Origin of the sequence: Allomesorhizobium camelthorni (assembly GCF_011045125.1) — a bacterium.
Taxonomy (GTDB): Bacteria; Pseudomonadota; Alphaproteobacteria; order Rhizobiales; family Rhizobiaceae; genus Allomesorhizobium; species Allomesorhizobium camelthorni.
In genome coordinates this window covers 1-13103 of sequence record NZ_JAAKZF010000112.1, presented here as the reverse complement: position 1 = coordinate 13103, position 13103 = coordinate 1, and the positions used below count along the sequence as shown (strand labels likewise).

Annotated in this window: 11 protein-coding genes and 4 pseudogenes; 6 read left to right on the top strand and 9 right to left on the bottom strand. The window is 61.8% G+C overall.

What is annotated here, in order from left to right:
* The 5 genes and pseudogenes from G6N73_RS36550 to G6N73_RS32055 form a co-directional block, all read right to left on the bottom strand.
* Positions 1-330, bottom strand: a pseudogene (locus G6N73_RS36550) (tyrosine-type recombinase/integrase); the annotation flags it as partial.
* On the bottom strand, positions 327-1565 hold the full coding sequence (locus G6N73_RS38435) for a tyrosine-type recombinase/integrase (RefSeq protein ID WP_165033969.1): 1239 nt from the start codon (positions 1563-1565) through the stop codon (positions 327-329). The gene G6N73_RS38435 and the pseudogene G6N73_RS36550, both read right to left, overlap by 4 nt.
* A gap of 62 nt (positions 1566-1627) precedes the next feature.
* Positions 1628-4924: an error-prone DNA polymerase gene (locus G6N73_RS32065; protein WP_165033968.1), complete on the bottom strand. Its 3297-nt coding sequence runs from the start codon at positions 4922-4924 to the stop codon at positions 1628-1630.
* The gene (locus tag G6N73_RS32060) at positions 4921-6444 is read right to left on the bottom strand and encodes a Y-family DNA polymerase (RefSeq protein ID WP_165033967.1); all 1524 of its coding nucleotides are present in this window, start codon (positions 6442-6444) and stop codon (positions 4921-4923) included. Before G6N73_RS32060 ends, G6N73_RS32065 begins: the two co-directional genes overlap by 4 nt.
* Positions 6359-7117: an ImuA family protein gene (locus G6N73_RS32055; RefSeq protein ID WP_165033966.1), complete on the bottom strand. Its 759-nt coding sequence runs from the start codon at positions 7115-7117 to the stop codon at positions 6359-6361. The genes G6N73_RS32060 and G6N73_RS32055 overlap by 86 nt, the downstream gene beginning before the upstream one ends.
* A 241-nt stretch (positions 7118-7358) precedes the next feature.
* On the opposite strand from G6N73_RS32055, the gene G6N73_RS32050 reads away from it, so the two are divergent.
* Positions 7359-8024 carry a DUF6088 family protein gene (locus G6N73_RS32050; protein ID WP_165033965.1) on the top strand — a complete coding sequence of 222 codons (666 nt, stop codon included), beginning with the start codon at positions 7359-7361 and terminating at the stop codon, positions 8022-8024.
* Between the two features lie 96 nt (positions 8025-8120).
* The gene (locus G6N73_RS32045; RefSeq protein ID WP_246252744.1) at positions 8121-8966 is read left to right on the top strand and encodes a nucleotidyl transferase AbiEii/AbiGii toxin family protein; all 846 of its coding nucleotides are present in this window, start codon (positions 8121-8123) and stop codon (positions 8964-8966) included.
* A 51-nt stretch (positions 8967-9017) separates the two neighbouring features.
* Here G6N73_RS32045 and G6N73_RS32040 read toward each other — a convergent pair whose 3' ends face one another.
* Positions 9018-9497 carry a VOC family protein gene (locus G6N73_RS32040; protein ID WP_165033964.1) on the bottom strand — a complete coding sequence of 160 codons (480 nt, stop codon included), beginning with the start codon at positions 9495-9497 and terminating at the stop codon, positions 9018-9020.
* Positions 9498-9829: 332 nt separating this feature from the next.
* Here G6N73_RS32040 and G6N73_RS32035 point away from each other — a divergent pair, with 332 nt between their 5' ends.
* Positions 9830-10117, top strand: a complete 288-nt coding sequence (locus G6N73_RS32035; RefSeq protein ID WP_165033963.1) for a hypothetical protein — start codon at positions 9830-9832, stop codon at positions 10115-10117.
* A gap of 397 nt (positions 10118-10514) precedes the next feature.
* Here G6N73_RS32035 and G6N73_RS32030 read toward each other — a convergent pair whose 3' ends face one another.
* Positions 10515-10772, bottom strand: coding sequence for a GlsB/YeaQ/YmgE family stress response membrane protein (locus tag G6N73_RS32030; protein WP_095494529.1), 258 nt, complete (start codon positions 10770-10772; stop codon positions 10515-10517).
* Between the two features lie 156 nt (positions 10773-10928).
* Between G6N73_RS32030 and G6N73_RS32025 the strand changes: the two genes are divergently transcribed.
* Positions 10929-11375, top strand: coding sequence for a YidB family protein (locus tag G6N73_RS32025; protein ID WP_165033962.1), 447 nt, complete (start codon positions 10929-10931; stop codon positions 11373-11375).
* A 96-nt stretch (positions 11376-11471) separates the two neighbouring features.
* A complete protein-coding gene (locus G6N73_RS32020; protein ID WP_165033961.1) occupies positions 11472-11813 on the top strand; it encodes a DUF2853 family protein in 342 nt (113 codons plus the stop codon).
* Between the two features lie 31 nt (positions 11814-11844).
* On the opposite strand, the pseudogene G6N73_RS32015 reads toward G6N73_RS32020, so the two are convergent.
* Positions 11845-11973, bottom strand: a pseudogene (locus G6N73_RS32015) (IS5/IS1182 family transposase); the annotation flags it as partial.
* 8 nt (positions 11974-11981) lie between these two features.
* Positions 11982-12094 (bottom strand): annotated as a pseudogene (locus G6N73_RS32010) (ATP-binding protein); the annotation flags it as partial.
* A gap of 892 nt (positions 12095-12986) precedes the next feature.
* Between G6N73_RS32010 and G6N73_RS32005 the strand changes: the two are divergent.
* A pseudogene (locus G6N73_RS32005) lies at positions 12987-13103 on the top strand (NADH-quinone oxidoreductase subunit NuoH); the annotation flags it as partial.

Sequence of the window (13103 nt, the reverse complement as noted above, 5' to 3'; positions counted from 1 at the left end):
AAGATCCTCGACCTCGGCCTCGGAATAGATGTGGGGTTGGGGACGACGGTGTTGCGGGAACACTCCGGTGGGCGGGATCTCCGTTCGCGGGTCGCTGTTCGCTAGGTACTTGGCGAACGACCTCACCGGCGAGAGCCGTACTTCCCAGGTTGCTGGAGCGCCGGCTCTTGTAGCCCACTCGATTGCCAATCTGCCGGTAATGACGTCAGCGCCGCTCGCATTCATAAAGGCCACGAAGTCCCGGAGCCGGCCCTGGTCGCCTTTGGTTCGGAAGCCGTAATCTCGTCGCGTCTGGAGATAGGGCTCGAGCATATCCAGGAGCCGGGTCATTGTGCGCCTCCCGGCCACGCTAGGCTCAGCATCCGCAACCTGGGAAGATCTACCTTGGCGTAGATGCGGGTTGTATCGTGATGCTGGTGACGCAGGATTTGGCCAATCTCGGTGAGTGTTGCACCTGTCCTGATCATGCTGGTCGCCAGAGTATGGCGAAAGACATGCGACCCGTGATGAGCCAGTCCGCTTATGCCAGCTCGCTTTATTGCTCGCCTGGCAATGAGCACGACACCGCCAGCTGAAGGAAACGCTGTGCAGGGTGTGTCGGCACGCAGAAACACCTGCCGGCAGGCCGACGAGGGACGACCGTTTTGAAGATAATCCACGATGGCTGTCCCGACATCTGTGGGGAGTGGCATTACTGCTTGCTGGCGACCTTTGCCCTGGATCGAGAATAGTCCGGATTCCCAATCGATATCGTCCAGCTTGAGTGTCGCCACCTCGTTGGCACGGAGGCCGAGTCTCACCAGCATCAGCAGGATGGCGTAGTCGCGACGGCCCGCAGCCGTGCTCCGATCGCAATGGGCCAGCACGGCATCCAACTGCGGGGCCGTCAGAAACGTTGGGAGCGTCGCGTGCTTCCACGTTCTTAGCGACGGAACAGCGGAAGCAAGGTCGTCATCAACAAGACCTTCCGCATGCAGATACCTCAGAAAGGATCGAAGCCCTGTGCACATCGTCTGCGTCGTTCGGGCACTTCGACGACGAGCGCGGCGCTCCACGTATTGGACGACATCTAGCCGCTTGATCGTCCTCAGCTCACGGTCGCCCCCGCCCCAAATCTCCCTTAGAAACGGAAGCGCGTGCCATGTCTGGGACGCTATCGTCCGCAACTGGAGGCCGCGTCTGTGCTGCAGGTACTGCCCAAACGCGGCAATGACTTCCTGGTGCTGATCCCGCTTTGGGGTAGCGGGCGGAACATCGCCGCTCTCGCGTAGCAGAAACAATAGGCGCGAAAGAGCCGCTCGATAGCCATTGGGAAGCGTCCTGCGCTGCGCTCGAACAGCTAGGTATTGGGAGATGGTATATTCGTTGACGTCGCCTCCGTTCCCATGCTCGTCCATCAACCATCGAGCAAACTCCCCGACTGCCCTCGTGGAATTGTACGTGTGCGGGCGACTGTAGCCGTCGTCTTGCATGCGCGAGATGTAAAGGCGAACACTTGGGCGATAGCGCCAATCATCAAAGCGTTGCCGTAGTCGGCCGCTATTTAGGTCATAGGCATTTGTCACGTCATTCTCCTGAGCGTTTGCTGCAGGAGAAGAAAACATTATGCCGATCCGGCGAGTCTATTTTATCGAAAGTCCCGTGGCTTAGGCAGCTTGATCGGCATAGTCTCCGGGTCGGGATAAGATCCCTTATGCCGAGCTCGGCATAAGGGATCGACGATGTTTCGGCCCTTCGGCAGGCTCCGCGGATCGATGCCCGATCCGCCATGGTGCGCCTCGTCACCGCGGCCGTGCGGCAATGGAAACGGCGTCTCGCGGTTTCCCACACTGGCGAGTTCGGCCGACAGATCGGTCAGCTCGTAGGCGACGAGATGAACCACCTCGCCTTCGCGCTGGATACGGCCGCGCACGCCGAGCATGGCCGACGAAAGAAGCACGCGCCGGAATTTCTCGAACACCTTGACCCAGACGACGACGTTTGCGGCGCCCGTCTCATCTTCCATGGTGAGGAACATCACGCCTTTGGCCGAGCCCGGCCGCTGCCGGACCAGCACCAGGCCCGCAGCCTCGAGCCAACTTCTGTCCCGCGCCTGCATGGCTTCCTGACAGGTCACGATGCGACGGCGACGAAGATCGGCACGCAGGAACGAGACCGGATGGCTGCGCAAGGTCAGCCCGACATGACCACAATCCTCCACGACCTCGCGGCCGGCCGTCATCGGCCTGAGCGTGATGACGGGCTCGTGGATCTCCGGCACGGTCTTCTGCTGGCGGGAAGTAGCGGCCGCAAACAGGGGCAAAGGTTCATCGCGCAGCGCCTTGATCGCCCAGAGCGCATCGCGGCGGGCAAGGTTCAGATCCGGCAAAAAGGCATCGGCCTCGGCGAGCTGGACCAGTGAAGCCGCTGGCACGCCGGCGCGGCGCCAAAGATCGTCTACCGAGGCGAAGGGCTCGTCGGCCCGCGCCGCGACGATCGCCGCCCCGTCATCATTGGCGAGACCCTTCACCATGCGCAGGCCAAGCCGGACAGCGAAGCAATCTTCGTCATCGATCGGCTCGAGCGTGCAATCCCAGCGGCTGGCATTGACGCAGACGGGGCGCACCTCGACGCCATGATCGCGGGCGTCACGCACGATCTGGGCCGGCAGATAAAAGCCCATCGGCTGCGAGTTTAAGAGCGCCGCACAGAACACATCCGGATGCCAGCATTTCATCCAGCTCGAGGCATAAGCGATCAGCGCGAAGGAGGCGGCGTGGCTTTCAGGGAAGCCGTAGCTTCCAAAACCCTCCAGTTGCGAAAAGGTCTTTTCGGCAAACTCAGGCGTGTAGCCGTTGGCGATCATGCCGTTGATCAGCTTGTCGCGGAACTTTGAGACACCGCCGGTGTGCTTGAAGGTGGCCATGGCGCGCCGCAGCTGGTCGGCCTCGCCGGCGGAAAAGCCGGCGCAGACCATGGACACCTGCATTGCCTGCTCCTGAAACAGCGGCACACCGAGCGTCTTGCCCAGAACGCGCTCGAGCTCCGGTGTCGGAAACGTCACCGCTTCCTTGCCGTCGCGCCGACGAAGATAGGGATGGACCATGTCGCCCTGGATCGGCCCCGGACGGACGATCGCCACCTCGATGACCAGGTCGTAGAATGTCCGGGGTTTCATGCGCGGCAGCATCGACATCTGCGCGCGGGATTCGATCTGGAAGGTGCCGAGCGTGTCAGCCTTTCTGATCATCGCGTAGGTGCGCGGATCCTCGGCCGGGATCGTTGCGAGGTCGAGTGTGACGCCCTTGTGCTCGGACAGGAGATCGAATGACCGCTTCATCGCCGTCAGCATTCCGAGCGCCAACACGTCGACCTTCATAAACTTCAAGGCGTCGATATCGTCCTTGTCCCATTCCACGACCTGGCGATCCTTCATCGCCGCCGGTTCGATCGGCACGAGATCGTCGAGCCGATCGTGCGTCAGGACAAAACCACCCGGATGCTGCGAGAGATGGCGCGGGGTGCCGGCAAGTTGCGCGGCGAGTTCGAGGGTGAGGCGCAGCCGGCGATCGCCGAGATTGAGGTTGAGCTCTTGCGCGCGCTGCTCATCGACCGCCTCGCCATGACCCCAGATCTGGGAGGACAGGAGTTTGGTCATGTCTTCGGGCAGGCCGAGCGCCTTGCCGACATCGCGAACCGCGCCCTTGGTGCGATAGCGGATGACGGTGGAACAGAGTGCTGCATGATCACGGCCGTAGGTTTCATAGACCCACTGCATGACGATCTCGCGCCGCTCGTGCTCGAAGTCGACATCGATGTCAGGCGGCTCCCGCCGCTCCTGGCTGACGAACCTCTCGAACAGGAGGTTGTTGCGTTCGGGATCGATGGAGGTGATGCCGAGCACGTAACAGACCGCCGAATTGGCGGCCGAGCCGCGGCCCTGGCAGAGGATGTCCTGGCTACGGGCGAAACGAACGATCGAGTTCACGGTCAGAAAATACGGCGCGTATTGGAGCGTCTCGATCAGCCGCAATTCGTGTTTCAGGATGCCGACCACCTTGTCGGGCAGGCCCTCGGGGTAACGGCGGGCCGCACCTTCCCAGGTAAGTTTTTCGAGCGCCTGCTGCGCGGTGAGGCCCGGCATGGTCTTTTCCTCGGGGTATTGGTAGGCGAGCTCATCGAGGGAGAATCGGCAGTGCTCGGCGATTTCGACGGTGCGCGCCAAGGCCTCGGGATAGCGGCCGAATAGCCGCGCCATCTCGTCGCCAGGTTTGAGGTAACGATCGGCATGACGTTCGCGCCGGAAGCCGGCGTCATCGATGGTGACGTTGTGGCGGACGCAGGTGACGACATCCTGCATCATGCGGCGAGCCGGCTCGTGGAACAGCACATCATTGGTGACGACGGTCGGCACACGCATCGCAGCCGCCAGATTTGCCAGCTCGTAAAGCCGCAGCTGGTCGTTCGGGCGTCTGCGCAAGGTGAGCGCCAGATAGGCGCGATCGCCGAAGATCTCGCGCAGCCGCCGCAGACGGACGGCACATAGGTCATCGGATTCGTCGGGAACGAGCACCGCGATCAGTCCTTCGCCATAGGCGACGACATCATCCCATTCGAGATGACACTTGGCTTTGCCGGCGCGGCCCTTGCCGAGCGACAGCAGGCGGCAGAGCCGCGAATAGGCCGGTCGGTCGGTCGGATAGACCAGCACCGACATGCCCTCGGCGAGATCGAGACGGCAGCCAACGATCAACCGGACACCTGTCGTCTTCGCCGCTTCGTGGGCGCGCACGATGCCGGCAAGCGAATTGCGGTCGACGACGGCGAGCGCTTCGATGCCGAGCAATGCCGCCTGTGCGAACAGCTCCTCGCAGGACGATGCTCCCCGCAGGAACGAGAAATGCGAGGTGACCTGCAACTCGGCATATCGGGTTCCGACAGTCATCCGAAGATCCCATGCATGAACCATGTGTGTGATCCGGTCGCCGCATCCTCGCCGTCGCCGGCGCGGTAGACCCAGTAGCGCTCGCCGTTCTCGTCCTCGACCTGAAAATAATCCCGCACCGCCGCGAGCTCGGCGTCGCGCTTCCACCATTCTCCGAAAACCCGTTCCGGGCCGTCCGCCCGCTTCACGCGGCGGCGCACCCCGCGCCAGGTGAAGGTCACGGGCGGATGGTCGGGAAGAAGTGCGACCGTCTCGATCGGCTCGGGCCGCGGCAGCAGCCGCGACGGACGCGGCCAATGGCCGGGCCAGCCCTCGCCGGTGTCGGGCGCCATCGGCGCAATGCGTTGGACCGACCGTTCGGGAACGTCGCTCTGCACCGGGGCGAAGCGATAGAGCCGCTCCTCACCGACACGGTTGGCGAGGATGTCGATTACATCCGAGACGTCGGGTTCGGGTGCCTCGGCGAGCGAGGAAATCGTCTGCTTGGCCCGCAGCGGCTCGGCAACGGTCGCGGCAAGCCGAATCTGCTCGATGCCGAACCCTGGATCGATTGTTTCTATTTTATCTGTGAGAAGCCGGGTCAAGCGCTTCGTGTCACGCACCGGCATTGCTGTGCCGATACGGATCGCCTCGACGCGATTGTCGACACGGAAGAACAGAAGATCGAGCCGGCGCGCGCCCTGCCCTCGCGTCTCGAGTTCGGCGCAAAGTTCGGCCGCCAGCTTGCCCGTATAGCGGGCGATCGTCTCTGGCGCGCCGATCGGTTCGGCAAAATTGCGGCGCACCTCCACAATCTCCTCCGGCCGGATCGGATCGATCGGTTCGCTCACCCGTGCAAGGGCCTGGTCAAGGCGGCGGCCGGGCTCCGGTCCAAAACGCAACGCGAGCGACGCGCGTGGCATAGCGGCGAGGTCGGCAACTCTCTCGAAGCCGAGCCGTCGCAGGCTATCGATCGTCACGGCGGGAAGACGGAGGGCGGCGATCGGCAAAGGCAGGATCGCCTGTGCAATCTCGCCGGACGGAACGACAAGGGTCTGCCGTGTACCGAAGCGGGCCATTGCGTGAGCCGCCCCCCAAGTATCGGCGATTGCGGCGCGCGCCGCTAAACCGGAGCCGCCAAGCCGCGCCACCATTTCGGTCAGCATCACAGCCTCGCCACCATGCAGATGGTCGGCGCCGGTCGTGTCGATCACGATGCCGTCCGGCGGATCGGCAGCGACGATCGGCGCATAGCGGCGAAGCGCCCATAGCGCCAACCGCTCGAGCGCGTCGACATCTGCCTCAGGTTCTGCATCATGAACGATCAGGCCCGGAACGAGGGCCTGCGCCTTGCTCGCCGGCATGCCGATGCGCAGGCCGGCGGCGCGTGCTGCCGCATCGGCCGCGAGCACAACACGGCGACGTCCGTCGCGGCCGATGAGCACGAGCGGCGTCTCAGGCGGAGGCGCGGCGTCGCCCGATTTCCTTCTGAAGCGGTCTGTCGGCCACGACGGAAGGAAGAGCGATACGACCCTTGGCATCGCATGCCTCCACTATGAAATCTGCACTCTCTCCGGCCCGGCATCGGATCAGCTCGAGATACCAGCGCGCGCGTCCAATCCCCTGAACGGGCAATGGTGTCGACGGCAGGACCGACACCCGCCACCGGGTTTCTGAGGCGGTTGGTTGGCCAAAGTCCGTGGCCTCCGTCTGCCGACGCCAGCGGCGAATGGCGATGCCGATGGCGCCGGAGCTCTCGGCGGCGAGTTGCAGCCGCCGCGAGGCCGTCATCGAAAGCCGGACAATCTCGGCAATAACCGCGCCGAAACCGCCTCGAAGGCCCTCCTCAAAACAGGCGAGGACGGATTTCTCGTCGCCGGCCTCAACATAGATGACTCTCCCCGGAGGAAGGCCGGCCTGTTCGATCGCAGGCGCGAAAAGATCGGGCCGGGTAACGCACCACAGCACCTTGCCCACCGTGCGCGCGGCAATACCGGCAGCGAAGAGTGCCGCGGCTGCGCCATCGACGGAGCCATTTCCACCGCCCGCGACCTCGTGCAGGCCGCCTAAAACCAATCCCCCTCCCGGCAGAACCCTGTCAATCGCGGCCACTCCGAACGGCAAAACCGTACGCTCGCGTGCATTTCCACCTTCGAGACGCGCGATGCGGTCTCGAAGCTCGGAAATGGCAGCAGGGGGCGCCGATACACTCATCTGACCCTTTGAAACGCGGAAAGCCTGTGATATGTTCTACATTTGTTCTCGTCTTGGCTAAGAGTCAACCGGGATGATGTCGTGCCCCTGCGGAAGGAGGCATTCGATGCTCGGGCCATATCCTTCAATGCGAAAATGCGAGTTCCATTTTGGAGTTTGGACGCCACGGAGTGTCCGAAAATTGTAGCATATTTCGGACTCATACCTTGCCTTTGTCCGAAACTTGTAGCATATTTCGGACATGCCCATAGTTGAGCCCGATACCGATCTTCGCTCGCGCCTGCTTGCCCGCATTGAGTCCAAACCCGACGAGGTCTGGACCCCCGGCGACTTCGCCGATCTCGGCGCGCGCGCCGCCGTGGACAAAACCCTGCAGCGCCTGGCAGCCGCCGAGGAGCTGCGCCGGATCGACCGAGGCCTCTATGACCGGCCGCGCACGAACAACCTGACTGGCCGCGCCACCGTGCCGGATTATCGCGCTGTGATCCGCGCCGTCACGCGCCGCGATCGGGCGCGCGCCGTCATCGATGGTATGACGGCCGCCAACGACCTCGGCCTGACGACCGCCGTCCCCGCCCGAATAGAAGTACTGGTCGATGCGCGGTTGAAGCCAATCAAGCTCGGCACGCAGGAAATCCACTTCAAATACGCTGCCCCTAGCCGCCTCTATTGGGCGGATCGGCCGGGGATGCGGGTCGTCCAGGCCTTGCATTGGATGCAGGACATGCTGACCCAGAAGGGCGAACGGAAGCGTATCCAGGCGACGTTGCGCCGCCTGTTTGCTGACCCCAAGCACGGCGAGGCCATTCGCGAGGATCTGCGCGCCGGTCTCTCCGCCGTGCCGATCTGGATGCAGGAGTTCCTCCGCGAAATCCTGAGGGCGGACCCGCACGAGGCGAAGCCATGAGCACCGATGCTTACCGCCAGGTCATCGCGGCATCCCCACGTGACCGGCTCGACCTGTTCCTCGCCACGGCCAATCGGATCGGAGCTCCGGTGGGCAATGTCGAAAAGGATTTCTGGGTCTGCTGGACCCTCAATTCGCTCTACCACGAACGGCCTGCGGGGGAGCCACGACGAGGCTGCCTCCGTCGTAGAGCTTGAGAGACTGTCGAACAAGAAACGCCGCGCCAAGCTCGACGCCATCCGGGACGCCTGCCGTGCGTATATCACAGGGCCGCTGCGAGACTTCCTCAGCGCTCAACTTGCCGACATTACGAACGGCGCCGGACGGGTGGAGCTCGACGAAGCCGATGCCGATGGTCAGACCCTGCTCCTCTGGTATCCCGAGGTCGAGCCGCGTGATGGCGCCTATGTGCGACCGGCCATACGCCTCGAGTCCGGGGCGAAATCGGCGCTCGATCCCAATCGCCCCATCACGATCACGCCCTATGTCGCGGAGGAAGCGGCAGGCATTGATCTCACCGTCGCCGACGTGACCACGATCGAGGCGACCCGCACCTTTTGGGACAAGGTGGTGATCGCCCATGGATTGCGCCGCTGGTACGAGCGGCGCGGCGAACTGCGGCAGGAAGGCCAGCGGGTGTCTCGGCACTATTATGACCTGCACTGTCTTCTCGGATCCGAGACCGGAAAGGCCGCGCTCGGCGATCTCGATCTTGGCGCCGATTGTGTGCGGCACACACGAATGTTTTTCGACCGTCCCGACTATGACCTCGCCTCAGCAGTCCCGGGCAGTTTCGCGATCGCGCCCGCTCCAAAGATGGTGGACGCGCTCACGCGCGACTATGCCAATACGGCGGCCATGATCTTCGGCACCCCGCCGAGTTTCGATGACATTCTGGCATCGGCACGGCAGCTTGAGCAGGACATCAACGACCGCGCCTAGTCGGACGCGTCGTGGTAGGCCGCTTTATGCGCGGTGTCGCGCCGACCGTGGCTATGACCCCTGGTATTCGGGCAAGCTGCCGATCTCGATTGGAACGCCGAGCTCGCGGGTCGTATCGAGATAGGCCAGGTCAATGCCGCTGAACGTGCCACGCAGCAGCAGGCCCCGTCCCAGAGCCGCCTCACGGGCGACCATCTCGGCGAAGTTCAGCGTTCGCACCGCGATGTGGTGCACGCCCTCGCCCTTCTCGGCCAGGAACCGGCCGTAGATGCTCTGCGGGTCAAGTGGTTGGATCAGCTCCCACTGCACGCTGCCGATGTTGGCACATGCTACCCGCGTGTGCAGTGACGAGGGCTTTCCCTCGATCGTCACGTCAGTACCGTATTCCGGCGGGATTTCGAACCGCTCCCATGGGCCGACGCCGAAGGACTCGTATGCTCGCACGGTCGCATCCAGGTCACGCACCACCATGCCGATCTGCATGGTCTCGGTGAACAACGGTTTGGACGATGGTATCGAATTGTCGGTCATCGCATGTCTCCGGTGTGGTCTTCGGGAACCATCGCCTCGATGTCCGTGTTGGGCGGGAAATGGGAGTGAGCCATGATCCGGCTGTTTGTTCTCGCTGTATTGGCCTATGCCGCATACATCGTCTATCAGGCTGAACGCCGGCAGGCAGCTACGCCTCCTCCGCCGAAACGCCGCAAACCGCGGCCTGCAGCAAAGAGACCGAGAGACGGAGGCGGGCACCGGGCAGCAAGGTCGTAGAGATAGACTCACCACACCCCGCCCCCCTTTGGGCGGCGGAACAATTGGGACCGTCTTTCGTTGCGCGTGACCACCTACTTTCGGAGTCCAGCACTATGGCCAACGAGCGCAATGACGATCCCAACTTAGATGATGATCTGGCGGATGAGACCGACGGGCTCCGGCGCGAACTTGCCAACCTAAGAGCGGTGCTGGCCGAGCGGAGAGACGATATGGTCGCTGCTGCTTCCCGCGGTGCTCAGGCTGTTGTCACGCCCGTCATGGAGAACCCCGGCGTTGTTGGTTCGGTCTTCGTCCTTGGCGGGGTAATCGGCTTTTTTATCGGCTTGGCTGTCGGCCAATCGGACGAACGCTCAAGGCACTGGTACGACAGGTACCGGTAGTCCGGCGACCTCCAAAGAATCGGATGCCTCGCGCTCTTGCGCGCACGCGCGACGCAAAAGCCTGTATTAGCGTTGGTGCAGTCCTGCGGTACCGGTACTCTTCGCCATAAGGCTGGAGGCGGTGCCCCGCCCTACGCCGAATTCAAGCTCCATGACCTGAACGCGACTTCCGTCGCAAACGCGGATAGCCGTCGCCACCACACACGATCGAAGAGTATTGGTGCTTTCACCAGGACTGCCTCATGAATCTCGATCGACCTCTCGGCGTGATCCAACAGCGCCTCCCCTCCATCTGATTTGCTTGCGGTCGCGGGGCAACTCGTTGGATAGGCTTCCCGGAAAAGCGGGAAGCTCTAGTCGAGCGGCATGACAAGAGGCCATGCGCTCGATGCTGATGCTACAACGTGCGTCGTCCGGTCATCTGATGGTAGAGCCAGAGCACGACGATCGAGCCGATAACGGCGACGATCAGGCTCCATATATTGAACCCGGTAATTCCCGATGCTCCGAAGAAGCTGAAAATCAGACCGCCGACAACCGCTCCGACAACTCCAAGCACGATGTCCATCAGCAGGCCCTGGCCACTGCTGTTGACGATCTTGCTGCCGATAAATCCGGCAACTAAGCCGAGAACAATCCATCCGATAACCGACATGAGAGGCTTCCTTCTATCGCCCCTTCCGCCCCGAAATCATGCTCACACAGGGTCGAGGGAAACTCAAGGCTGCAACCAGAGGCCTAAGCCTTGAAATACGGCTGCCGTGGAACAAGTATGCTTTCTGGGGGTGCACTGTAACAGCAGGAGGCCCATATGGGACTTTTCGACGACGCGGTACCTGGCGGTAAAATCGGCAAGCCGTTGATGATTGCGCTTGGCGCGCTTCTCGTCAGCAAGATGCTAGGCGGTCGACGTGAGCAGTCAGATCCGGCCAACCCGCAAACTCAGACTCCCGGTTCCGAGGATGGCGGCCTTCTTGGCGGCCTTGATGGCCTGCTCGAGAATCTGAAAACTGCAGGGCAGGGTGACAAGGCGGATTCTTGGGTCGGGACCGGTGAGAACAAGCCCATTCAGCCCAACGATCTGGGCAAGGCGCTCGGCGACCAAACCGTCAAGGAACTGGCGGCCAAGGCGGGTGTCAGCGAGGAAGAACTGCTGAAGCAGCTTTCCACTGCTTTGCCGGGCGTTGTCGACAAGCTCACGCCGAACGGGAACCTGCCGAAGAAAGAACAGGTCGCCGCTGCCCTCAATGCCGCATAGACAAATAATCGCGGCCGGGTCCGGGCGAACCGTGCCGAAATGACGTTAAGGCCGCTCGCAACGGCGATGAAACTTGGACAATGGAGAGGGAATCACATGAGCAGGCGAGACGAACTGGTCGCCAAATACGCGACAGACTTAAAAGAAAAGTGCGGTGTCACGCCGGACATGAGCCTTCTGAAGAAGGTAACAATTGGTTGCGGCCCGTCGATCTACAGTGCAGACGCTTCGACCATATCTGCCTCTGACAAATCCGAGTTGGAGACGATCAAGAAGCGTTTTCTGATCGGTAAACTCGGTTTGAAGGACGGACCGGACCTCGACAAGGGACTTTCCGACGTGATCGAGCAATATGGCCGGTCCAACCGCAACAAGTACCGGGCGGTCGTCTACTATCTTCTCGCCACGTATTTCAAACGTGAGAAGGCCTACGCCTGATCGTTGAGAAAACGCTAGGTCGTGTGGGCAGTTACCTAGTCCACAAGATTTTAGCTGCGATAGTGACGATCGCGAGGAAATTTCGTGCGGTCTTCTCGTATCGTGGTGCGACCCTTCTGCACCGCTTGAGCTTGGAAAAGCAGCACTCGACGAGATGCCTTCCTTGTTGAAGCGGAAGCTGTCGTTTCCGGTTTCAAGGATGTGGCAATGGTGCGTGAGCCGGTCGAGAAGCGCGGTCGCATCTTGGCATCGCCGAAGACGCTCGCCCATTCGCTGAATGTGAACAAGCGCCGAACGATCAACCACGGCCACACAGACCCTAACCTATTGCCACCTAATATAAACCGGGATTCGCGAAGGGACATCGCCGGCGCCGACCGTGACCCACTGATCGGACGGAAACGCGAGACAAATCAATGGGTAAAACCAGTCGTGGCCGGGGTCAAGCTTCGGTACTGGTTCACAGCCATGGATGCGAACTCGAGCAATTCGCCAATGTTGACGATGAGGGTACCGGGGATCGGATCGACATCGACCTAATTTCCGGCGTAGTCCGCCTGGAGTCCCTTGCTCTCGTCTTGCAGCAAGGTCAGGAAGCCGATGCCTTGATCGTCACCGGTCTGACCTCAGGTCGGCAAGAAAGGCGTTGCGGTCGGGGCGCCCGCATCAAAGTGGCCGGACACCAGATACCAGCGGACGCAAAGCAGGATGACAGACTGGTCGAAATGGCGACCCTTGAACATCTGAACTCTCCGGCAAACACTGGACGCAAATCCCATGCTCCCGGTTACCGAAAACTTTGCAACAGAGCCCCGGCGTCGTCGTGGCCTTTATTCTATAATTATCTTATGCCCCTCCGAATGCGGCGACAATGATCTCAGCCCCTAACATCGGCGGTGCCGAGATCGGCTTCAGTCGAGGTGCGGGAAGGGATTGTGTGCGACATTCACGAAGGTCGAAAAGATGGTGCAAGAGGCGGCGAAGTGCACGTCGGGCCACCCGTCTTGTATGTCGTGCACCCGGACCGATCATAGCAGCAACGACATAGCTGTGGTATTATTACACAAAATGGGTCGTCGTTGACAAACTGCCGTTCCCGCGCAGCCCAACAACTGCGTAAGTGCTCAGTGTGCGGTTGCGGATGTCAACCCGTCGAACAAGTAGCCGTGGATCATGGAACTTGTCGTCGCCCTTGCTCTGATCGTCTTCAAGGTCGCGTTGCTGATAGCGATCCTGCTGCTGCTGCCCTTGCCGCTGACCTGGCTGGAACGCAAGATCGGCGGACACATC

Bases quoted from the DNA above. Each gene is read 5' to 3' on its own strand.
- G6N73_RS32065 (WP_165033968.1), bottom strand. From the start codon at position 4,924: ATGACTGTCGGAACCCGATATGCCGAGTTGCAGGTCACCTCGCATTTC.
- G6N73_RS32060 (WP_165033967.1), bottom strand. From the start codon at position 6,444: ATGCCAAGGGTCGTATCGCTCTTCCTTCCGTCGTGGCCGACAGACCGC.
- G6N73_RS32055 (WP_165033966.1), bottom strand. From the start codon at position 7,117: ATGAGTGTATCGGCGCCCCCTGCTGCCATTTCCGAGCTTCGAGACCGC.
- G6N73_RS32050 (WP_165033965.1), top strand. From the start codon at position 7,359: ATGCCCATAGTTGAGCCCGATACCGATCTTCGCTCGCGCCTGCTTGCC.
- G6N73_RS32045 (WP_246252744.1), top strand. From the start codon at position 8,121: ATGTCGAAAAGGATTTCTGGGTCTGCTGGACCCTCAATTCGCTCTACC.
- G6N73_RS32040 (WP_165033964.1), bottom strand. From the start codon at position 9,497: ATGACCGACAATTCGATACCATCGTCCAAACCGTTGTTCACCGAGACC.
- G6N73_RS32035 (WP_165033963.1), top strand. From the start codon at position 9,830: ATGGCCAACGAGCGCAATGACGATCCCAACTTAGATGATGATCTGGCG.
- G6N73_RS32030 (WP_095494529.1), bottom strand. From the start codon at position 10,772: ATGTCGGTTATCGGATGGATTGTTCTCGGCTTAGTTGCCGGATTTATC.
- G6N73_RS32025 (WP_165033962.1), top strand. From the start codon at position 10,929: ATGGGACTTTTCGACGACGCGGTACCTGGCGGTAAAATCGGCAAGCCG.
- G6N73_RS32020 (WP_165033961.1), top strand. From the start codon at position 11,472: ATGAGCAGGCGAGACGAACTGGTCGCCAAATACGCGACAGACTTAAAA.